The organism is Paraburkholderia sp. FW306-02-B (genome assembly GCF_058782725.1).
Window position 1 is genome coordinate 3,133,936 of sequence record NZ_JBYSXZ010000002.1, and the last position, 20,993, is coordinate 3,154,928.

Annotated in this window: 18 protein-coding genes; 10 read left to right on the top strand and 8 right to left on the bottom strand. The window is 63.3% G+C overall.

Annotated features, from left to right (window positions below):
- The first annotated feature begins 272 nt into the window (after positions 1–272).
- From AC3WOG_RS35335 to AC3WOG_RS35375, 9 genes are all read left to right on the top strand, one after another.
- Positions 273–1,826 (top strand): diguanylate cyclase domain-containing protein, encoded by a 1,554-nt coding sequence (locus tag AC3WOG_RS35335; protein WP_492582344.1) that lies wholly within the window; start codon positions 273–275, stop codon positions 1,824–1,826.
- Between the two features lie 238 nt (positions 1,827–2,064).
- A complete protein-coding gene (locus tag AC3WOG_RS35340; protein WP_492582345.1) occupies positions 2,065–2,466 on the top strand; it encodes a RidA family protein in 402 nt (133 codons plus the stop codon).
- Positions 2,467–2,665: 199 nt separating this feature from the next.
- On the top strand, positions 2,666–4,366 hold the full coding sequence (locus AC3WOG_RS35345; protein WP_492582346.1) for a methyl-accepting chemotaxis protein: 1,701 nt from the start codon (positions 2,666–2,668) through the stop codon (positions 4,364–4,366).
- Between the two features lie 455 nt (positions 4,367–4,821).
- Positions 4,822–5,415, top strand: a complete 594-nt coding sequence (locus AC3WOG_RS35350) for a DinB family protein (RefSeq protein ID WP_492582347.1) — start codon at positions 4,822–4,824, stop codon at positions 5,413–5,415.
- Positions 5,416–5,725: 310 nt separating this feature from the next.
- On the top strand, positions 5,726–5,977 hold the full coding sequence (locus AC3WOG_RS35355) for a hypothetical protein (protein ID WP_007178686.1): 252 nt from the start codon (positions 5,726–5,728) through the stop codon (positions 5,975–5,977).
- Positions 5,978–6,355: 378 nt separating this feature from the next.
- Positions 6,356–7,348: a DedA family protein/thiosulfate sulfurtransferase GlpE gene (locus tag AC3WOG_RS35360; protein WP_492582348.1), complete on the top strand. Its 993-nt coding sequence runs from the start codon at positions 6,356–6,358 to the stop codon at positions 7,346–7,348.
- A gap of 86 nt (positions 7,349–7,434) precedes the next feature.
- Entirely contained in the window at positions 7,435–9,147 is a 1,713-nt protein-coding gene (locus AC3WOG_RS35365; RefSeq protein WP_492582349.1) for an FAD-dependent oxidoreductase, read from the top strand.
- Positions 9,148–9,335: 188 nt separating this feature from the next.
- Positions 9,336–9,629 carry a hypothetical protein gene (locus tag AC3WOG_RS35370; RefSeq protein WP_492582350.1) on the top strand — a complete coding sequence of 98 codons (294 nt, stop codon included), beginning with the start codon at positions 9,336–9,338 and terminating at the stop codon, positions 9,627–9,629.
- A 190-nt stretch (positions 9,630–9,819) separates the two neighbouring features.
- The gene (locus AC3WOG_RS35375; protein ID WP_492582351.1) at positions 9,820–11,043 is read left to right on the top strand and encodes a winged helix-turn-helix domain-containing protein; all 1,224 of its coding nucleotides are present in this window, start codon (positions 9,820–9,822) and stop codon (positions 11,041–11,043) included.
- A gap of 20 nt (positions 11,044–11,063) precedes the next feature.
- Here AC3WOG_RS35375 and AC3WOG_RS35380 read toward each other — a convergent pair whose 3' ends face one another.
- The 4 genes from AC3WOG_RS35380 to AC3WOG_RS35395 form a co-directional block, all read right to left on the bottom strand.
- On the bottom strand, positions 11,064–11,663 hold the full coding sequence (locus tag AC3WOG_RS35380; RefSeq protein ID WP_492582352.1) for a LysE family translocator: 600 nt from the start codon (positions 11,661–11,663) through the stop codon (positions 11,064–11,066).
- A 140-nt stretch (positions 11,664–11,803) separates the two neighbouring features.
- Positions 11,804–12,061, bottom strand: a complete 258-nt coding sequence (locus tag AC3WOG_RS35385) for a hypothetical protein (protein ID WP_341317246.1) — start codon at positions 12,059–12,061, stop codon at positions 11,804–11,806.
- A gap of 110 nt (positions 12,062–12,171) precedes the next feature.
- A complete protein-coding gene (locus AC3WOG_RS35390; RefSeq protein WP_492582353.1) occupies positions 12,172–14,355 on the bottom strand; it encodes an NHL repeat-containing protein in 2,184 nt (727 codons plus the stop codon).
- Positions 14,356–14,666: 311 nt separating this feature from the next.
- Positions 14,667–15,536, bottom strand: coding sequence for a LysR family transcriptional regulator (locus tag AC3WOG_RS35395; protein ID WP_492582557.1), 870 nt, complete (start codon positions 15,534–15,536; stop codon positions 14,667–14,669).
- Positions 15,537–15,664: 128 nt separating this feature from the next.
- On the opposite strand from AC3WOG_RS35395, the gene AC3WOG_RS35400 reads away from it, so the two are divergent.
- Positions 15,665–17,092, top strand: coding sequence for an MFS transporter (locus AC3WOG_RS35400; protein WP_492582354.1), 1,428 nt, complete (start codon positions 15,665–15,667; stop codon positions 17,090–17,092).
- 21 nt (positions 17,093–17,113) lie between these two features.
- On the opposite strand, the gene AC3WOG_RS35405 is transcribed toward AC3WOG_RS35400, so the two are convergent.
- From AC3WOG_RS35405 to AC3WOG_RS35420, 4 genes are read right to left on the bottom strand one after another with little or no spacing between them, the layout of a single operon-like run.
- Positions 17,114–18,313: an osmoprotectant ABC transporter ATP-binding protein OsmV gene (locus AC3WOG_RS35405; protein ID WP_492582355.1), complete on the bottom strand. Its 1,200-nt coding sequence runs from the start codon at positions 18,311–18,313 to the stop codon at positions 17,114–17,116.
- A complete protein-coding gene (locus AC3WOG_RS35410; protein WP_492582356.1) occupies positions 18,310–18,963 on the bottom strand; it encodes an ABC transporter permease in 654 nt (217 codons plus the stop codon). Before AC3WOG_RS35410 ends, AC3WOG_RS35405 begins: the two co-directional genes overlap by 4 nt.
- A gap of 13 nt (positions 18,964–18,976) precedes the next feature.
- The gene (locus AC3WOG_RS35415; RefSeq protein WP_492582357.1) at positions 18,977–19,873 is read right to left on the bottom strand and encodes a glycine betaine ABC transporter substrate-binding protein; all 897 of its coding nucleotides are present in this window, start codon (positions 19,871–19,873) and stop codon (positions 18,977–18,979) included.
- Positions 19,870–20,586 (bottom strand): ABC transporter permease, encoded by a 717-nt coding sequence (locus AC3WOG_RS35420; RefSeq protein ID WP_492582358.1) that lies wholly within the window; start codon positions 20,584–20,586, stop codon positions 19,870–19,872. Before AC3WOG_RS35420 ends, AC3WOG_RS35415 begins: the two co-directional genes overlap by 4 nt.
- Positions 20,587–20,993: the final 407 nt, after the last annotated feature.

Here is a 20,993-nt window from a genome sequence, read left to right on the forward strand (position 1 = left end):
ATAGGTGTGCCAAATGGCGGAACAACGGTGCCGATTATTTCGCGAAGGCACCCCTGCGGCCCGTGCCCGGTGAACAGGTTAATGGCGGACAGCACGTTACAGTCGACCAGAAATATAGGAGCCGACCGATCGCTCATTTATCGGATGAATTGGCCTGGCATGTTAAGTCAGTATCTACGCTCATCAAGAAAACAGCCGCTTCCGCCGTAAACGCAGAGAGCCGCCGTCAATTGACGCGGCCCGGAAACTAACCTTCACTGCGCGGTCACACCATGTCAGGCAGGACGTCCATCCTCAATTCAATTCTTGCGACGCCGTCGTCGGGTCACGGACAGGTTGCAGCCGCCATCCGGTCGTCACTGCTATCTACTTTGTTTGAGCATACGCGGCCACTGCTCCTGTCGGGCCTCGCCAGTGCATTTGTTGCGTTCGTTGCCCTCCTCCGTCTGCATCAGACGTGGGCGGCTCTATGGCTGGTAGCGGATCTATGCCTCCTCGCCGCACGGCTCGGCATCGCGCGTGCTTACGTCGTGCGCAACCGGACAGAAGCGGCTCATCCCGGTCCGTGGGCAATGCACTACGCTCCGATTTCGCTGCTGGCCTGCTTCCTGTTCGGCATCGGGACGATGGCGTGTGTCATGTCCCCGGATGCGGAGTTAGCCTCACTCGCCGTCATGGTAACCGCCGGAATTCTTGGCGGTATAGCGTCGAGAAATGCAGCGTTGCCCCGTCTGGCCATCGCACAGATTTGCCTGGGCGCATGTCCCATTGGTCTGGGTGCGCTGCTCGCACCTCGCAGCGGGTCGTGGATTCTCGTGCCGCCGCTCCTCATGTACATCGCCGCAATGGCTTCGGTTGTCCGGAGACACTACGAGGTACTCGTTGCCCTGATGACGGCGGAACAGCGGCATGCTGAACTTGCAGCCAGATTCGACGCCGCATTGGCCCATATGCCTCACGGGCTATGCACGATTGATAGCGCCGGCAAGGTGATTATTGCCAACCGCCGAACCGCAGAGCTGTTCGGTGCGACGGTCGAAATGCTGAAGCTCAACGTCCCGCTCCCTGAGTTTATCGGCCACGTGGGACTGGCGAAGTTTGGAGAAACGCTCAGAAGGCAACTTGTCGAGCAGTGCGCCGTATGGCTATCAAATGAAGGGAGTCCCTTCGACATGGAACTCAACGACGGCCGCCAGCTCGAGATGACCCGAAACCCGGTACCTGATGGAAGCGCTGTCATCATTATTGAAGACGTCACGGAGCGCCGGGAGTCCGAAGCGAAAATCCTCTATCTGGCGCGTCACGACCCGCTCACGGGCCTTCCCAATCGCCGCGAACTGCGCGCCGAGATTGAAGGGATTCTCTGCCGTTGCGCGGCGAAACGCGAAGCTTCAGTGGCGGTGATGTGTCTCGACCTGGACGGCTTCAAACAGGTCAACGACAGGTTCGGTCATCATGCCGGAGACGAGGTACTGGTAACCGTTGCAGACCGATTGAGAGAGTTGCTTCAACATAAGGAGTTGGTGGCGCGACTTGGCGGCGATGAGTTCGCCGTCGTCTTCGAGAACGCAACCTCTTCCGGCGCCGTCGCACTCGCTCAACGCGTTATCCGCCAAATCGCCAGGCCGTATTGGCTATCAACAGGCGATGCAGTAAGCATCGGCACCAGCATCGGCATCGCGTTCGCGGTGAGCGGTGAGTCCTTCGAACGATTGATGAAGCGCGCCGACGCGGCGTTGTACGACGCAAAGGAAGCCGGCAAAGGTACGTATCGCTTCTCGACCGCGGAGGTTACCGCGAAGGATATTCCTTGTGGGACTAGCTAGTCCGCATTGCAAACATCCCAGGAGGTACGCTCGACTCTGCTCAATCGCACAACGGCAGCCGCCTGAAAACCAATTCAGTCAACTGTCTATGGCGTTGCCCGCTGAGATTACGAAGGAAGGCAAAAGCAATGCACTTCCAGGTTGCTCAACCGGAGGCGCGTGATGGCGACAGCAACAGCGAGACTTTTGTTCAGTTAGGTTAGAGGCTTGCCCCGCAAACCCGCCCACCGCCACGCCCATGAGCCCAACGCCCGCCTTCTGGATGATTCCCAACGCCCCGACACCGGTCGGACCGTTCTCGCATGCCACCGAAGCCGACGGCTGGCTGTTCCTGACCGGCCAGATGCCGACCTCGCCCACCGACGATGCCGCGCCGTTACCCGACGGCGTCGTCGCGCAAACGCAGCGCGTGATGGACAACCTGATTCTCGTCTTGCAAGGCGTCGGCCTGGGCCTGCAACACGTGGTCGCCACACGCATCTTTCTGACCGAGTTCAAGCGCGACTACGCGGCGATGAACGACACTTACCGCACCTACTTCCCCGCGGACGCGCTGCCTGCGAGGACCTGCATTGGCGTCACCGCGCTGGCGCGCGAGGCGCTGGTCGAGATCGATTTCATCGCGAAGCGGCCAGGCTGATCCGCTGCGGCGAAACGCATCCGGCACTCGTTTCCACGAGTACTCGGCACGCATAAAGCAACCCTGCAATAACGGCTCAGCGCGGCATAAACCTGAGTGGTTTACTGGGAAACCCTCAAGAGTGCAGGGTCAATGCCGTTAATCCTTGCATAGACGTAAGGACCGCGCGGACGCGCGTCCGCCCCAAGCAAGGAAAGCCATGCGCAACAATCAGCCCGTCACCGGGCACGAATACGAATTCCCTTCGTCGCAGATGCTTGTTTCCGCGACCGATCTGACCGGCCGCATCCAGTATTGCAATCCGGCGTTCATCGCCGTCTCGGGCTTTACGCGCGATGAACTGATCGGCCAGCCGCACAACCTGATCCGTCATCCGGACATGCCGCGCGAAGCCTTCGCCGACATGTGGACAACCGTCCGCGACGGCCGTCCATGGACCGCGCTCGTCAAAAACCGCCGCAAGACCGGCGACCACTACTGGGTGCACGCGAAGGTCACGCCGGTGGTCGAGAAAGGTGCGGTGGTCGGCTATCTGAGCGTGCGCGTGAAACCGGAACGCGACGCGGTGCGCGCCGCCGAAGCGCTGTATGCGCGCATCCGCACGGGCAAATCGCGCGCGTTCAGGTTGCGCCGCGGCGTGGTGGTACGCACCGGCGTGCCCGGCCGTTTGCAAGCATTGATGCGCCTGCCCGTCGCGACGCGCGCGGCGATCGGCTATGCGATCACACCGCTGGCGCTGCTGCTTACCGGCTTCGCCGCCTGGAGCGGCACGCCACCGGCGCCGTTCTGGATCGCGTTCGCCGTCACCACGGCGTTCAGCATCGCGTCGTGGCAGATACTGAAGCGGCAACTCGCCGAGCCGATCCGTGAGATGTCCGGCTTCGCAACCCGCCTCGCCGCCGGCGACCTGACCGCCGATCTGGTGATCGCGCGTCACGACGACCTCGGCGACGTGCTGCAGGCATTGAATCAATTGAAGGCGAATCTCGCGGCGATCGTCTACGACGTGCGCGCGCAGATCACCGGCATGCTCGACAACGCGCGCGAAATTTCCAGCGGCAATGTCGATCTCGCGCGCCGCACGGAATTGCAGGCTGCGTCGCTCGAAGAAACCGCCGCCACCATGGAAGAACTGACCACCACGGTGCAGGCCAATGCCGAGGCCAGCGTGCGCGCGCTCGACCTGGCGAAAGACGCGCAAGCGGCGGCGGCGGTCGGCGGCAAGATCGCAGGCCAGGTCGAGCAGACTATGGCCGGCATTACGGCCGCGTCGAAGCGCATTGCTGACATCACCGGCGTGATCGACGGCATCGCGTTCCAGACCAACATCCTCGCGCTGAATGCCGCTGTCGAAGCGGCGCGCGCGGGCGAAGCGGGCCGCTCGTTCGCGGTCGTCGCCGGCGAGGTGCGCATGCTGGCGCAACGTTGCGCGGCGTCGTCGAAGGAAATCAAATCGGTGGTCGAGGCAAGTGCAACCGAAGTTGCGCTGGGCACCGAACTGGTTGCACGCACAACCTCGCAGATGCGGGTGATCGATGAGGCGGTGAGCCGCGTGTCGTCGATCATCGTCGAAGTGGCGAATGCCAGCAGCGAGCAGGCCGAAGGGATTCGCCAGGTGAATCAGGCGGTCTCGCATCTGGACGGCGCCACGCAGCAGAACGCCACGCTGGTCGAGCAGGCGGCCGCCACGGCGCAACGTCTCGCGGAACAGGCCGACGTGCTGGACGAAGCGGTGCGCCTCTTCACTGTCGCCGACGCAACGCCCGCGCGGCGCGCGGCCACGCCGAAGCGCCAGGCCGCCGCCCACGATCGGGCACACGCAGAGGCACACGAAGTCACGCGCCGTGCTGCACACGCAATTGCACGCGATATCGAGCAGGAAGAAGCGACATCGATCTGATAGACACGACATTAATCTGATAGATCGGCGTTACTCCCACCTCGACAGCCCGGTATTGACACACCAGGATGGAACCGTCAGCGCCCAGTGGATTGTGTGGGCCGGCTGACCTGAGTAACAACGGCGTTTAGCGGCCCGTCTTTTTTCTGGACGGGCTATTTTTTGCCCGTTTTTTTGCCCGTTGTTTGCTGGTAGCTTTTCCGGGTGGCGATCTTTGAGGCCGTGCTCGCGGCTGAGCATAGCCGTCGATCGAGGCAACCATGCGAACGGTGAGGGAATACGGGAGCAATCGGCGGGGGTTTGGTGCGTTGCTATAACCCGGCACCGCGCGGCACGGATGGCGCGCCCGGCGCAAAGCGATGCTACGCTAAGCAGGCTGCCCCTGCATTTGCCCGCGTTTGCCACCACGCCTGGCGAGACGCAAGCAACACGATCCACCGTCACCGGAGACTGACGTGACCGCTTCCGACGCGCCGCACATCAATCCGCTCTCTTCGCACTACACCGCCATGGCGCACAACAATGCGTGGTCGAATCTGCGCCTGTACCGCGCCTGTCTCACGTTGACCGATGAGGCCTTCGCCGAGCGCAGGGTGAGTTTCTTTCCGTCGTTGCAGCTCACGTTGAATCACATTCTTCTGGTCGATCGGTATTACTTCGATGCGCTGGTCGACGGCGGTAAAGGGCTCACCATTTTCGACAACGAATTGCCCTATCCGCGCGCGGCCGACCTGTGGGATGCACAAGTAGAGAGCGACCGGCAACTGCTGGCCTTCTGCGAATCGCTGACCGACGATGCTTTACAACGCGACGTGCGGATCGACCGCGGCCCGGCTGTCGGCGTGCAGCACGAAAAGACCGGCAACGTATTGCCGCATGTTTTCGTCCATCAGATCCATCATCGCGGCCAGGCGCATGCGATGTTGAGCGGCACCACCGCCGCCCCGCCTCAGCTCGACGAGTTTTTCCTCGCCGCCGACGCGCCGTTACGCGCGCTCGACCTGGGTGAGCTGGCTAGCCTGAACGAGCCGCCAGGATCGCCGCGATAAGTCAAAACAAGTCCGCAAACTGGCTAACCGAAGCGCGCGTCAGCAACATGACAGCCAGGAAGAAGGATTGCACCGCCACGGGGCACGAAAAATGCGTCCGCCGTTGCGAAGAGTCGCGTTAAACTGGCTGTCATAGTCGCACGGCGCAGCACGCACCGCGCGACACCGGGCAACAAGAGGGCGCGCAGGGCGGCACCCCGCAGGCAGTTGAATGAACGGGCGGATGCCCCGATGTGAGCGCGGCGCGACAGACGGCGCTCCATCCTGCCCGTACAATGGTTCGATCTACAACGGAACAAGGACAAGCTCGATGCGCACTACCGGGTCCTCCGGGTCAATGGCCCTGCTCACCGAATACGACGACGCAACGGCGCGCGAACTCCGCTCGCTGCGCCTCGAATCGACAGAAGACGGCAAAGGCATTCTTCTGATCGAAGTCGATGAGCGCAAGCCAGGCATTCACCGCGAAGTGCGCTACGAAATCACGCCTGCGGAACTGATTGCGGCGATTCGCGCGCATGGCGCGGAGTTGCCGGGCGAACAACACAATCATCGTCAATAACGCTGAGCACCCGGCATCGCGCTGTCTCGCGGGTGCCGGGTGGCCACGCGCCGCCGCGCGCTTCAATTCATTTCGATCTGTCCCACGCGCACTTTTAATTCGCTGCTTTTAATTCGCTTTCGTGACTGGCTTTCAATGCCGCTGCACACGCGCGCCGAGCAAGCCTAGCCTCAAGTTAGTCACCTTTTTAATACTCTTTTTAATCGGCGGACGTCCGGCCGGACGGGCAATCAGCGCGCCGCATAAGCGCTTGCCGCACCCGAATAACGGGCATCTTTGCTGGGCGTTTGCACGTATTGAAAATGCGTCCATAATCCTTGCATTCTCCATTGTTTCCCCCACCTATTCCGCTCCTGAAAGGGCTGCGGATGTAAGCCGATGCTACATGATCTCGTCGAGCAATACGGGCCGGCACTCATTTTCGCCAATGTGCTGGCCGCCTCCCTGGGGCTGCCAGTTCCGGCAATGCCGTCGCTCGTCCTGTTCGGCGCGATGGCCGCGATGCATCCCGGCTCGGTGGGCACGCAATTGATGCCCGTGCTCGTGCTGTCGATATTCGCCACGCTGATCGGCGACAGCGCGTGGTATCTCGCCGGGCGTCTATACGGCGGCAACACGCTGAAGGCGATCTGCCGTCTTTCGCTGTCGCGCGACACTTGCGTGAAAAAGACAGAACGATTTTTCGGACGTTGGGGCGTGCGCGTGCTGGCCGTGGCAAAGTTCGTCCCGGGCCTGTCGATCGTGTCGATTCCGATGGCCGGCGCGATGGGCACGCGCTACCGCACGTTCCTCACGTATGACAGCATCGGCGCCGCTTTGTGGTCCGGTACGGGCCTGATCATCGGCGCGCTGTTCGCGAAGCAGATCGACATGCTGTTCGCCGCCGCCGGGCGCCTCGGCCGTACGGCCGCGCTGGTAGCCGTCGCTTTGCTGCTGTTGTACGCCGGTTATCGCTGGATGCGCCGGCGCCAACTGATTTCGAAGCTTGCGTCCGCGCGAATCGAAGTCGACGAGCTGGCGGACCTGGTCGCGGCCGGCCGCACGCCGGTGCTGTTCGATATCCGTTCGCAGGAAAAGCGTAAGCTCGATCCGTTCGTGATTCCGGGCTCGCTATTCGCCGACGAGCGGCAGCTCGACGAGATCGTCGCGAAGTACCCGCGCGATCAGAAGGTGGTGATTTACTGTTCGTGCCCGAATGAGATTTCCGCGGCATGGATGGCCAAGCAGATGAACGAAGCCGGCTTCGCCGATGTGCTGCCGCTGCGCGGCGGCATGGAAGCCTGGCGCGACTCGGGCAAGGCGGTGGAAGCGCTGCCCGATACGCCGCCGCCGGACGTGGCGGTCGACCATATCGCGCCGAAGGCCGTGTAGCGCAGCGCGCACCCGCATTAGCGCCATCGCGCGCCCGCGCCGCTTCGCCGTCGAATAATCAGGATGAAGACAGAAGGAGCGGTTCAATGCTTTCGACTCATGAAGCTGAAGGGCAACAAGCAGTAGTCGCCGATGCGCCGTTTTCGTCGCTCGCGACGCGCAAGCACCAGATGTTTCCGGAGCTTACGTCAGAGGAAATCAAGCGCCTGCGCCGGTTCGGCGAAGAACACCATTGGGAAGCCGGCGATCTGCTGTTCGAGACCGGCCGCACCGGCCCCGGCATGTTCGTGGTGCTGAACGGGCAGGTGAAGGTGTATCAGCGCGACGGCATCGGACGTGAAGTCTTGATCGCCGAACACGGCGCAGGGCAATTTCTCGCCGAAGTCGGTCAACTGTCAGGACGGCCCGCGCTGGTCAACGGCATGGCGCTCGGTCCGGTCGATGCGTTGCTGATCCCGCCGGTCAAGCTGCGCGCGCTGATCGTCGCCGAAGCCGAACTTGGCGAGCGCATCATGCGAGCGCTGATCCTGCGCCGCGTCGCGCTGATCGAAAAAGGCGCCGGCGGCCCGATTCTGATCGGCAACAGCACCGACTCGCGGCTCGTTTTGTTGCAAGGCTTCCTGTCGCGCAACGGCCATCCTCATTCGGTGATCGACGAGCGCGACGAAGACGCGCTGCGTCTGATCGAACAGTTCGCCGCGCAAAAAGAAGACCTGCCGCTGGTCATCTGCCCCGACGGCTCGGTACTGCGCCATCCGAGCATGCCGGAACTCGCCAGCTGTCTCGGCTTGCTGCCCGATCTCGACGATTCGGTTGTGTACGACGTCGCGATCGTCGGCGCCGGCCCCGCAGGCCTCGCCACCGCGGTGTATGCGGCGTCCGAAGGATTGCAGGTGATCGTGCTCGACAGCCGCGCGCCGGGCGGCCAGGCGGGCGCCAGTTCGCGAATCGAAAACTATCTTGGCTTTCCGACCGGCATCTCTGGCCAGGCACTGGCGGGCCGCGCATTCGTGCAGGCGCAGAAATTCGGCGCGCATGTCGCGATTCCGGTCCACGTCAAGGCGCTGCATTGCGCGGAGTCGCCGCATCGGCTGGAACTCAAGTGCGGCGGCCACATCTCCGCGCGCGCGATCGTGATTGCGAGCGGTGCGGTGTACCGGCGCCCCGAGCTCGAAGGCCTCGACCGCCTCGACGGGCGCGGCGTCTATTACTGGGCGTCCCCGGTCGAAGCCAAGCTGTGCAAGCGCGCGGAGATCGTGCTGGTGGGCGGCGGCAACTCGGCGGGCCAGGCGATTGTCTATCTGGCGACGCACGCGGCCAAAGTCCATGTGCTGATCCGCCGGAGCGGCTTTGAAGCCACCATGTCGCGCTATCTGATCGACCGCATCCGCTCGCTGCCGAATGTGTTCGTGCATCCGAACTCGGAGATCGGCAGGCTCGACGCGGACGAAAGCGGCCTCGCGTCGGTGGCATTGAAGAAGCCACTGCCCGACGGCACCGATCATTTCGACACGCGCCATCTGTTCCTCTTTACCGGCGCGGACCCGAATACCGACTGGCTGCGCACCTGCGGCGTGGAACTCGACGCCAAGGGCTTCGTGCTGACCGGCACCAGCGCCGACGGCACCTCGACCTGCGATCTCGGCACGACTGTCGAAGGCGTGTACGCGATCGGCGATGCGCGCGCCGGGTCGACCAAACGGGTCGCCGCGGCGGTCGGGGAAGGCGCGGCGGTGGTCTCGCAGATCCATCAGCTTCTGGCGGTGTCGGCGGGCGAAGCGGTCGCCTTGGGCGCCTGAATCGGCTCGCGTTTCGGCTGGCTTCCCGGCCCGCACCCCGATCCGCCGCCCGGTTCGAAACCGGTCGGCGGGTAATCTGCCGTTACACACGACTTCAACTGGTTGCACCTGACATGCTTACTGTTTCGTAATATTGATGTCAGCCATTCGACAGCGAATGGCTGACCCGTTCGAACCAGGAGACAAGCATGATCAAACGCGTGACCGTTTTCGCCGCCTTCGGCCTTGCCGCCGCCTGCGCATCGACCGCCGCCTCGGCCAGGGTGGATGTCGGCGTGTTCATCAATACGCCGGGTCCCGTGTATGCCGCGCCGCCCGTGGTCTATGCGCCGCCCCCGCCGGTCGTTTATGCGCCCGTCCAGCCGGCCTATGGCTATGGTTACGGTTATCGCGCCGACTATTACCGCGATTACCGCGACGGCTACCGCCGGCATGACCACGGCCGGCACCGCGGCTGGGAACGGCGCCACGGACGCGATTGATAAGGTCTCATCCAACGTTTCCGCGCGCCTGGTTCTGTCGGGTCCGGTTACGCCACCCAGTTGCGCCCGCGCCGGCGTCGCGCCCTACACCGATTCGTCTGCCGTATTCACGCTAAAGTAGCGACTGCCGATCCTGGCGCCGGACCTCGCGTCCGCTCCTCAACGCAGTCACTCACTGACCGACACTCGCGTGAAGACTCTTCCGCTATCCGCCGCCCGTACCCTGCATCTGGCCGCGCAAGGTTTGCTGACGCCGCCGCGCCGCAAGGCCGTTAAAGCCGATGTGCTCGACGCGATTCGCCGCATGGCGCAATTGCAGATCGACACGATCCACGTCGTCGCGCGCAGCCCTTACCTTGTGCTGTTCAGCCGGCTCGGCGCGTATCCGCAGCAGTGGCTCGACGAGCACCTCGCTGAAGGCAAACTGTTTGAGTACTGGTCGCACGAAGCCTGTTTCGTGCCGACCGAAGACTACGGTCTGCTGCGCCACCGCATGCTCGATCCGAGCGGCATGGGCTGGAAATACGCGGCCGAGTGGCACAAGAAGCATCGCAAGGACATCGAGCGCCTGCTCGCGCATATTCGTGCGGCTGGCCCGGTGCGCTCAGCGGATTTCGCTCGCGAAGCGGGCAAGAGCAACGGCTGGTGGGACTGGAAGCCGGAGAAGCGCCACCTGGAAGTGCTGTTCGCGATCGGGCAATTGATGGTGGCCGAGCGGCGCAATTTTCACCGTGTCTACGATCTGACCGAGCGCGTGCTGCCGGACTGGGACGATGCACGCGATCTGCCGCCGGCGGAAACCGTCACCTGGGAAGTGTTGCGCCGCACCTGCCGCGCGCTCGGCGTCGCGCGTGCCGATTGGGTCGCCGATTACTACCGGCTGCCGCGCCGTCCGTATCGCGACAAACTGCATGCGCTCGCCGATCGGGGCGAGCTGACTCCCGTACAAGTGGAAGGCTGGAAACAGGACACCTTCGTCCACCACGAATTCGCGTCGATGATCGACGATGCGGCCAATGGCAAACTCGCTTCGAGCGTCACCACGGTGCTCTCGCCGTTCGATCCGGTCGTGTGGGACCGCAAGCGCGCCGCCGCGCTATTCGACTTCGACTACGCGATCGAATGCTATACGCCCGCGGCGAAACGCAAATATGGTTACTTCGTTCTACCGCTGTTGAGCCGCGGCCGTCTGGTCGGCCGCGTGGATGCCAAGGCGCATCGGACCCACGGCGTGTTCGAACTGAAATCGCTGCACATCGAACCCGGCGTGCGCCTGAGCGCGCGTCTTGCGGGCGATCTGCACCGCGCGTTGCAGCGTTGCGCGGATTGGCACGGCACGCCGCAACTGGAAATCACCTCCGCGCCGCCGGAATGGCTCGAAGCGTTGAGCGCCGACAGCGGCGTGGTAGCGTGAACGTGTTACATCACGCGCGCTCAATGAAGCCCTGCCCACGCGAGCGACAACGAAAACACGCCCAGCACGATCGACGCGCCGCGCTGTATCTTCACCGGGTTCACCCACGTGAGTTTGCCGCTGCCGAGCGCGGCGCCGAACGCGATCCACGCCAGTGCAATCGGCACTAACAGGCACGCGAACATTAACATCGAAAAGGCATATGCCGGCGCACGCGCAAACGCGACCGCGGGAAAGATCGTGCCGGCGAACAACAAGCCTTTCGGATTGAGCAGCGTCGCGACGAATAACGTGCGCATACCGCTCGCACGCTGAGCCGATACGGGTAACGCCACTGCCGCGCGCCACATATCGACGGCGAGATACGCGATGTACACGCCGCTCGCCACGCGCAGCAGCGACGGCAACCACGGCAGTGCATGCGCCGCTTGCGCGAGAAAACGTCCCCAAACGGAAATCGACACGAGATAGCCGGCCAGTTCGGCGGAGATCAACGGCAACGAGCGTTGCACGCCCTGGCGCAAACCCGCTGCGGCGAGCAGCGTATTGGTGGGGCCCGGCGTAATCAGCACGACGACAATGCCGACGGCCAGCAACGCGATAGCGGACGTGGAGAGCATAAAAAAGGTGCACTGAAGAAAACAGTGCACCTTTTTATCACAGAGAACCGCGCCGCCGAAATGCGGCGGCCAATGCACGGTCCGCATCGACGCTCACGCCGATGCAAACCACGCCGCCCGCGGACGGCGAGCCACCGCTTTCAGTGCTCGAGCCTTGCGCGCATCTCGCGAGCAGTTTCCAGCAGGCCTTCGTAACCCGAACGAGCATGCTCTGGTAAATCGGGATCGCCGACGAGCGCGCCGAGCGTTTCGATCAGGCTGTACAGAATGCCCTTTGCAGCACCCGAAGCAATGCTGCCCGACGATACTTGCCGTTCCACATGCGTGAGCGCTGCATCGAGGTGTTCCAGGTCGGGCTTATCGTCTGTGGGCGGCTTAGGCGTTTCGTCTTGCGTCATGATGAAACATCTCTCCTAGTGAAGCACCGGTGAACAAGCCATCCTTTCACGTTGTTATATACCGATCGTGTGCTGCCGTCCATTCGTGAAGGGACCGAGCGCGATCCACGTTAAGGCGTCCATCGATACATCAGGATTTTCGCGCGCGCGTCGTCTTCCAGCAGCACGACGTATTCGCCATTGCCGCGCTGCACCGCGCTGATGCCGAGATACACATCGACCCAGCCGGTGGTATTGCCGACACTCGCGCCCGGCGTCATATAGCCGACCGCCTGGCCGGTGCGCGCGTCGTAGACGTCCACCTTCGCGGTGTACAGCTCCGCGACGAAGACGTAATTGCCCGCCACCGCGACACCCACCGTCGTCGTCTGCGGATTGCTCTGCGTATTCCACGGCAGCGAGATCGTGTATTGCTGCGTCGGCGTGCCCGAGCTCCAGTTGTCGTAACGCGCGAGCACCGGGCCGGCCTCCTTCCAGTGCGTCGAATCCCACGGAATCGCGCTCGTGAAACCGGATATGTACATTGTGTCGGTTTCCGCAATGTAGACGATCCGCGCGATCCGCGTGAACGGTTGCGGCATCGCGAACATCTTCGAACTCGCGTAGGTGTAGATCGGGTTGCCGGCCGAATCCAGACCTTGCAACGGCATCTCGCGGATGCCGCTCGTCGGCGTGGAGAGCCATACGTTGCCGGGCGTATCGACCCACCAGAAGCCGTTGCCGACCGTGCTGCCGGTAGACGGATTGCCGGTGATCTCGCTGGCGTCGACGGTGCCGTTGCCATTGCTGTCGCGCCACAGCCATTCGCCATACGTGGGTTGTCCGCTCGGCCAGGTGCCGGGAAGCGGATTTTGCGCCAGCAAGCCGGACGGAATCGCCACTTCGCCGTGCGCGGCGTCGAAGCGATACACGTTCAGATAATGCGCGCCCGGATCGAGCGTGTAGAGATACCGCTGACCGTTGATTTGCCGCACCATCGGCTCGCCACGCACGCCGCGCGGCTGGTGGAAGGCCGGGTCGTCGGGATAATCGAAACGGTCGAGCGTAAAGCCCGCATACGACCACTCGTGCCCGACCGGCTGACTGTAATCGAGCGTGAAGCGCTTCGAGCCGGTGTAGACCGAATTCGGCGTCGCGGGATCGAAGGCGGCGCTATCGACAAAGACCAGTCCGTACAGACGCCAGTTGAAAGCGTGCGTGCTGAAGACGTAGCTCTCGAGCACCGCACCTTGACCGACCGATGCCGAGCCGAGCGGTCGCGGACCTTCGCCGTTTTGCGCGACGTACAGATTGCCGGCCGGATCGACACCGATGCCCGTGATGCCATTGAAGCGCCAGTTGCCCGGCACACCCTTGGTCACGTGGAAAATACCATTGCGCGTGCCGATCGGCGCGGCGGCTTGCGGCTGACCGTTGGCGTCCTTGTTGAAGACGAGGATCTGCTGCGTCGGTCCATTGTCGGCGACAAGGATTTGCCCTGACGGCGTGACCGCGATGTCGGTCGGCACCGTGCCGGCGGGCAAGGCCAGCGTGCCGCACAGTGCGGTGCCGTTGGCGGCGTAGTGCAGGATGCTCAGGCTTCCGGTCGAGACGCCGCTCATCACCCACAGCGTCGAATCCGTATCCACCGCGATGCGTCCCGGCGACGGCACATTCCACGAGCGCAAACGCTGCATCGAGTTCGCGTCGAACACGAGGATCCGGCTGTTGGACGTATCCGCGACATACAGTTCGCTATCGGTGGCGGCCATGCCGCGAACGCCCGCATCGGTGCCGGTCGTCACGGCGTTGAGCAGCAGAAAACTGTTCTTCGTCGCATTCGCACTGTTGCCGATGCCGCCGCTGAACGGCGCGCCGGTCGCGAGATTGGCGAGCGTGCGGCGCGTGAGGCCGAACCACTTCTGGTTGGCCGGCGGATAGTCCGCGCCGACCAGTCCGTTGTTCTCGTTGCCGATCGACATCGCGGCGTACAGGTAGGTATGGTTCGTCGCGACCGCATCGCCGCCGGTGTTGCCCCAGCCGTGCGTCGAGCCGGCGACCGCGAGCTTGTCGCCCGCGCGATACGCGGCGATCTCGCTGCCGCTTTCGTCCCACGGTGCATTGGTGTAGACGGTGCCGTCCGCGCCGACGCTGATCGCCTGGATGTCCTGCTGCATCCATTTGCCATCGCCAAAGCCGAAGCTGTTGCCGATCCAGGAGGTGGTGTAGGTCAGTTGAGATTGCGCGAGCGCGCTGAGCGGAACGAGGCTGTGGAGAAAAAGCACAGCGGCGCCAAGGCGCGAGGACAATTTCACGACGGTGTTTCCTTGCGAGGTGCAAAGCGCGCACGGCCGGCGTGTCCGGCGCGCTTCAGCGTGTATGCGGATCGATAGCTATCGCGCATACGTGAACGTTGGCGTTTTATCCTCGCATAGAAAAGGTGGAAATTTATTCGTAAAAAATTGCTTGCGGGCTTGTGTGGAATTTAAATAATTCGATGTGCATAAGTTTGCATGCGCGCGGCACGCTCGTGTGCGCGAGCGCGCCACCGCTGGCCGATCCGCCGGCTTGGCCGGTGCTCGATGCGCAGCGCGAATACGGGTTCGACACGGCATCGCATTGACCATTAACGCGCGTCCGCGAATTCCTCGGCCACCGCCGCAATCAGCACCTGCATCCGCGCCGTCTTGTACAGATCCGCATGCGCGACCAGCCACACATCGAACGGCTCGGTTCGATGCGGCATGACGCGCACCAGTTCCGGCTCATGATCCGCGCGGAAGCACGGCAGCTCGGCGATACCGAAACCGGCGATGGCCGCCTCGAACAGCATCGCGGTCGATTGCGTCTGGAACACGAGACGTCCGCGCGAAGTCGGTTCGCCGCACAGCGGCGCCCATAGCGACGGAGAGACCGGCTGCTGATACATCACCAGATCGTGACCGTCGAACGCATCGCCCTCCTGCGGCTCGCCACGTGCCGCCACATACTCACGCGACGCGTAGATGCCGACTTCCAGCTGTCCCAGCTTGCGCGCGATCAGATCCGGAGAATCGGGCCGCAGCGTGCGGATCGCCACGTCCGCTTCGCGCCTGGTCAGATTGGTGATCTGTGCGGACGTCACGCAGACGATCTCGATGCCTGGATGCGCGCTGCGCACCTTGGCGATAGCCGGCACCACAAAGCGTTTGCCGAGCGAATCGGTAGTGGCGACGCGGATCGTGCCGGCCAGCTGATCGTCGAGCCCGGCGATCCGCCGTTCGATCGACAACGCTGCCTGTTCCATCGACTCGGCTGGCCCAAGCAGCGCTTCGCCCGCGGGCGTCAGTACATACATGGCGGGCGTGCGCAGAAACAGCGTCGCCGAGAGGGCTTCTTCGAGCGCGGCGATCCGGCGGCCGACCGTCGCCTGATCGACATCGAGGCGCAGCGCCGCGCCACGCAAAGTGCCGGCGCGCGCCACTGCGAGAAAAAATCGGGCATTGTCCCAGTTCATCATCGGTCGGTTCCTCCGTGATGCAATTTTGCATCAGACGGATGCGAAATCACTGCTTTATTGCAGACGGGCGCGTGACTACACTTCGCCGATCTACCCAATTGCCGATTTAGCCAGAGGAACGCTTGATGACCGAATGCACTGTTGAACGGCCACCGTTAGCGCATGCCGACGAGACACGGCCCGCGAAGCGGCCGCGCCTGACGCTGGCACTGGTCGCGAGCGGCATGTTCATGGCCGTGCTCGACACCACCATCGTCAACGTCGCCTTGCCGGCGATGCACGCCACCTTGGGCGCGTCCGTGGGTGGCCTCGCGTGGATCGTCGATGCGTACACGCTGAGCTTCGCCGCGCTGATCCTCGCGGGCGGCATCGCGTCCGACCGTTTCGGCGCGAAGGCGGTGTATTTGTGGGGCCTGGCGCTGTTCGTCGCGGCGTCGGCGGCTTGCGGGCTGGCGCCGAACGTCGGTGCGCTGGTGGCCGCGCGCTTCGTGCAAGGCAGCGGCGCGGCGCTGTTCCTGCCGGCGTCGCTGGCGATCGTGCGCAGTACCTTCGACGACCCCGTCGAACGTGGCCGCGCAATCGCGGTGTGGGCAGGGATCGCATCGGTGGCGGCGGCGGTCGGGCCGGTGCTCGGCGGCATCCTCGTGGAAGGGTTCGGCTGGCGCAGTGCGTTTCTGATCAACGTGCCGACCGGCCTGGTTGCGTTCGCCGGCGCGTGGATCGTGGTTCGCCACTCGGTGCGCAGCGTCGGCCGCCGCTTCGACTGGGGCGGCCAGTTGACCAGCATCGTCGCGCTGGGCGCGCTCTGCTTCGCGGCGATCGAATTGCCGTCGCGCGGTATCGCCGCGCCCGAAGTGTGGAGCGCCGCGCTGCTCGCGGTGCTGGCAACGTTGACGCTGGTTGCCGTCGAGCGCCGCGCACATGATCCGATGGTGCCGGTCGCGTGGTTCAGCAACCGCCTGTTCGTCGCGATGAACGTGATGGGCACGCTTGTCTACGTCGGCTACTTCGGTTTGCTGTTTATGCTGAGCCTCTATCTGCACGGCGAGTTCGGTTTCAACGCGCGGCAGATCGGTCTCACGTTGTTGCCGCTTGCCGGCAGCCTGTCGCTGGGCAACGTACTAGTGGGTAAGTTGCACGGGCGTTTCACTGCCACGCAGTTCATGACGACCGGACTCGCACTCGCCGCCGTTGCCGTGCCGGTGATGGCAATGAGTCTGGAATGGCGCGCGCCGTGGGTCGTCACGTATGCGGCGATGGCGGTATTCGGCGGCGGCACGGCCTTGTCGGTCCCGCCGATGATTTCGACGGTGCTGGAACAAGTGCCGGGCGAGTTGGCCGGCGTGGCTTCGGGCGTATTGAATGCGTTGCGGCAGGCAGGTGGCCTGCTCGGCGTTGCGATGGCAGGCGCGGCGACGATTCTGGCGCCGCGCGTGTCGATTGCGTTGTGGTGCGTTGCCGGCATCGGGTTAGTGACCTATGCGAGCGCGGCGGTTCTGGCGGCATACGCGGCCTTCGCGCCGAGATGGAGCGAAGGCCGGCGTGCGGCCTGACTAGCTAGCTAGTTGCGGACCTCAGGCGTGCACCGCGGCAGCCTGCGCGGCAGCCGCTTCAGCCGCAGCAACGGCAGGCGACACAATGGCCGGTTGACCGGACTGCCGACGCGAGCGGCCCGAGCTCAGATAATCGGCGATCGAATCCTGCGTGACTTCGCCGACATAGCGTCCGTCGCTGTCCATCACCGGCATCCATGACGAGTTGAACTGATACATCTTCGACAGCACGATGCGCAGATGCTCGTCGGCGCTCACCGTGGCCTTGAACTCGCTCAGATGCTCGCCGCACACGCCCTGCGCCGCGCGCGCCGCACGGCGCGTGACATAACCGAGCGCCTGCCGGTTGTCGTCGACGATGGTCAGATAGCGGCTGTCGCTGTCGTCCATCATCTGGAAGGCGCGTGCGACAGGCGTGTCGGCACGCGCGGTTTCCGGTTGCGTCGCGGCGTCGCCGGCCTTCACCAGCAGCAGACGCTTCAGTGTGCTGTCCTGACCGACAAACGCGCCGACAAACTCATCGCGCGGATGCGCGAGCAGCGTGTCCGGGTGATCGTATTGCACCAGCTGGCCACGGCGGAACACGGCCACGCGGTCACCGAGCTTGATCGCCTCGTCGATGTCGTGGCTCACCATGATCACGGTCTTGTTCAACTGACGCTGCATCTGGAAGAACTCGTTCTGGATCGACTCGCGGTTGATCGGGTCGACCGCGCCGAACGGTTCGTCCATCAGCAGCACCGGCGGATCGGCGGCCAGCGCGCGGATCACGCCGATCCGCTGCTGCTGCCCGCCCGACAACTCGCGCGGATAGCGCTTCAGATACTGCTTCGGATCGAGCGCGACCATCGACATCAACTCGGTCGCGCGTTCGCGGCAGCGCTTCTTGTCCCAGCCGAGCAAGCGCGGCACGACCGTGATGTTTTCTTCGATCGTCATATTGGGGAACAGACCAATCTGCTGGATCACATAGCCGATGTGACGGCGCAATTCGACTTCGTTCAGGCCCGAGGTGTCCTCGCCGTTGATCAGCACGCGGCCCGAAGTCGGCGCGATCAGACGGTTGATCATCTTCAGCGTGGTGGTCTTGCCGCAGCCCGACGGGCCGAGAAACACGCAGATTTCTCCTTCGCCGACGGTGAGGCTCACCGAGTCGACCGCGCGTACCTGCTGGCCGTCCTTCTGCGTAAACGTCTTGGTCAGTTTGTCGAGTTCGATCATGTCTTTTGCACTCCCTTCGGTGTCAGCAAGCGTTGCAACGCTTGCAGCAGCAGGTCGGCGACGATCGCGAGCACGCTCACGAGCACGGCGCCCACCAACAGTTTCATCATGTTGCTTTGGCCGATCGCGCGGATGATCAGCGTGCCGAGGCCGCCCGCGCCGATCACCGCCGCGATCGTCATCACGCCGATGTTCATCACGACCGCCGTACGCACGCCGCCGAGAATCACCGGCACCGCGAGCGGCAAGTCGACGAGGCGCAGCCGCTGCCAGACCGTCATGCCGATACCAATGCCGGCTTCCTTGATCCCCGCGTCCACATTGCGCAACGCGAGGTAGGTGTTGCGCATGATCGGCAGCAGCGAATAGAGGAACACGGCGGTGATCGCGGGCACCGCGCCGATGCCCTGGCCGAAGCGCGAGAACACCGGAATCATCAAACCGAACAACGCGATCGACGGCAGTGTCAGCACCACGGTCGCGACGCCCAGCAACGGCGACGCGAGCCACTCATGGCGATTGATCAGGATGCCTAGGGGCACGCCGACCAAGATCGCGCAGCCCACTGCGATGCTCACCAGCCACACGTGTTGCGCGGTCAGTTGCAGCAGTTCCGGCCAGTTGGCCGATAGATAGTCGAATACGTTCATCAAAGATCTCCCCTCAAGGCAGCTTGTGCGTGCGCAGGAATTCCGCCGCCACTTCGCGCACCGATTTGCCGTCGATATCGATCTGCTTATTCATCTCCAGCATGGTGTCGTTGTTCAGCGCGGCGGACAGCGCGTCCAACAGCGTCGCGAGTTGCGGGTTCTGGTCGAGGATCGGCTTGCGCACCACCGGCGTTGCGTTGTACGCGGGGAAGTAGTGGCGATCGTCTTCAAGCGGCGTGATGTTGAAACCCTTCACGCGGCCATCGGTCGTGTAGATCAGACCGATCGACACCTGGTTGTTATGCAACGCGGTGTACACGAGACCCGGGTCCATCTGACGCGTTTCCGCGCGGCTGAACTGCATGCCATAGGCGGCTTCGAGCGGCTTCAGACCATCCGGACGATTGGCGAACTCCGCATCCATCGCGAACACGTGCTTCCTGTTCGGCTCGGCGTCGATTTTGGCCGCGAGTTGCGAGATCGTGCGGATGCCGGTTTGCTGCGCCACCTGCTCAGGCAAACCGATCGCGTACGTGTTGTTCAGCGGCGATGCATCGAGCCAGACGAGGCCACGTTTGGCGTCGAGTGTCTTGACGCGTTCGTACATCGTCTTCGAATCGAGCTTTTCGGTGATCTTGTTGTAGACGATGGCAGCCGTGCCGGTGTATTCCCACACCACGTCGATCTGACCGTTCTCCTGCGCACTGCGCAGCAGTGTGCTGCCGAGACCGGTGCGGGCATCGATCGTGTAACCCTTCGCACGCAGATACTGCGCGGTGATTTCGGTCAGCACGTATTGCTCGGTGAAGTTCTTGCCGCCGAGCACCAAGGTGGCCGCACTTGCGTGGAAGCTGGCTAGGAGCAGCGCGCCGGCCGCGACCCAGCGGCCGCGTTTGAACAGATTCATCATGCCGTCACCCCGCGTCGTGCGAGCAGGTAGCGGCTGCCGGCAGAGACAATGCCGTCGAGCACCAGCGCGAGAATCGCGGTGGCCGCGGCGCCGAGCAGAAGCTGCTGCTGATTGTCCAGATAGATGCCAGGGAAAATCAGCGTGCCGAGGCTGTCAGCGCCGATCAGATACGCGAGCGGCGCGCTGCCCACGTTGATCGCCAGCGCCGTACGCACGCCGCCGATGATGATCGGCATCGCGTTGGGTAACTCGACGCGCAGCAGCGACTGCCACCCAGTCATGCCCAGACCGCGCGCCGCTTCGCGCAAAGCGGGCGACACGTTTTTCATGCCTTCGTAAGCGTTGCGCGTGATCGGCAGCAATGACGCGAGGAACAGTGCGACCAGCGCCGGTATATCGCCGATGCCGAAGATGCCGAGCGCAATCGCCAGCACGGCCAACGATGGGATCGTGTTGCCGATGTTGAAGATTTGCATGAAACGTTCGGCATGACGCGAGAATGAAGGGCGGCTCAGCAGCACGCCCGCAGGAATGCCGACCAGCAGCGCGAGCGCCATCGAATAGCCGACGAGCAGCAGGTGCCTTTTCGTGTAGTAGACGAGATCGGGCGCGTACTGATGCAGCGCGCTGGGGTCGATCGCGCGGTACAACAGCGCGATGACAATGCCGATGGCGACAAGACTGCCGATCAGTCTGGCAGGACGTTGAATCATGAAGATGCGCCTCCTTGTTCGAGCAGCGCGCAGGAATGGCCACGCCGCAAAGGCGTCGTGATGACGCTGCGAATGGGAAGTTCGGGACGCGGCTTGTGCCGCGAAGTGAACCGAGTGATGCCAGGGTTTTTTCCTGACGCGGGGGCGTGGTGCGGTGGTTTGCTTTCGCCCTCGGTGGCTTGCCAGCCTGCAAAGACTGGTGCTGCCAGATTCATCGATAGGACCGGCTCAAGCTGCCGCTGGGCTTGCTTTGGCCGGTGGGGTTTGGGGCCCCTGGGGTTTGATTTTTACCTGCGGTAGGCTGAATGCGGATTGCTGCTAATTTGCATTCAACCCCTTCTAACTTGGCTTATGTAGCTGTGATGTTCACTGTTAGGGTGAAGGGGATTATACGGGCGTTAGTGGGG

Excerpts from the sequence above, each read along its gene's own strand:
- AC3WOG_RS35335 (WP_492582344.1), top strand. The coding sequence starts at position 273 with ATGTCAGGCAGGACGTCCATCCTCAATTCAATTCTTGCGACGCCGTCG.
- AC3WOG_RS35340 (WP_492582345.1), top strand. The coding sequence starts at position 2,065 with ATGAGCCCAACGCCCGCCTTCTGGATGATTCCCAACGCCCCGACACCG.
- AC3WOG_RS35345 (WP_492582346.1), top strand. The coding sequence starts at position 2,666 with ATGCGCAACAATCAGCCCGTCACCGGGCACGAATACGAATTCCCTTCG.
- AC3WOG_RS35355 (WP_007178686.1), top strand. The coding sequence starts at position 5,726 with ATGCGCACTACCGGGTCCTCCGGGTCAATGGCCCTGCTCACCGAATAC.
- AC3WOG_RS35360 (WP_492582348.1), top strand. The coding sequence starts at position 6,356 with ATGCTACATGATCTCGTCGAGCAATACGGGCCGGCACTCATTTTCGCC.
- AC3WOG_RS35365 (WP_492582349.1), top strand. The coding sequence starts at position 7,435 with ATGCTTTCGACTCATGAAGCTGAAGGGCAACAAGCAGTAGTCGCCGAT.
- AC3WOG_RS35370 (WP_492582350.1), top strand. The coding sequence starts at position 9,336 with ATGATCAAACGCGTGACCGTTTTCGCCGCCTTCGGCCTTGCCGCCGCC.
- AC3WOG_RS35380 (WP_492582352.1), bottom strand. The coding sequence starts at position 11,663 with ATGCTCTCCACGTCCGCTATCGCGTTGCTGGCCGTCGGCATTGTCGTC.
- AC3WOG_RS35385 (WP_341317246.1), bottom strand. The coding sequence starts at position 12,061 with ATGACGCAAGACGAAACGCCTAAGCCGCCCACAGACGATAAGCCCGAC.
- AC3WOG_RS35395 (WP_492582557.1), bottom strand. The coding sequence starts at position 15,536 with ATGAACTGGGACAATGCCCGATTTTTTCTCGCAGTGGCGCGCGCCGGC.
- AC3WOG_RS35400 (WP_492582354.1), top strand. The coding sequence starts at position 15,665 with ATGACCGAATGCACTGTTGAACGGCCACCGTTAGCGCATGCCGACGAG.
- AC3WOG_RS35405 (WP_492582355.1), bottom strand. The coding sequence starts at position 18,313 with ATGATCGAACTCGACAAACTGACCAAGACGTTTACGCAGAAGGACGGC.
- AC3WOG_RS35410 (WP_492582356.1), bottom strand. The coding sequence starts at position 18,963 with ATGAACGTATTCGACTATCTATCGGCCAACTGGCCGGAACTGCTGCAA.
- AC3WOG_RS35415 (WP_492582357.1), bottom strand. The coding sequence starts at position 19,873 with ATGATGAATCTGTTCAAACGCGGCCGCTGGGTCGCGGCCGGCGCGCTG.
- AC3WOG_RS35420 (WP_492582358.1), bottom strand. The coding sequence starts at position 20,586 with ATGATTCAACGTCCTGCCAGACTGATCGGCAGTCTTGTCGCCATCGGC.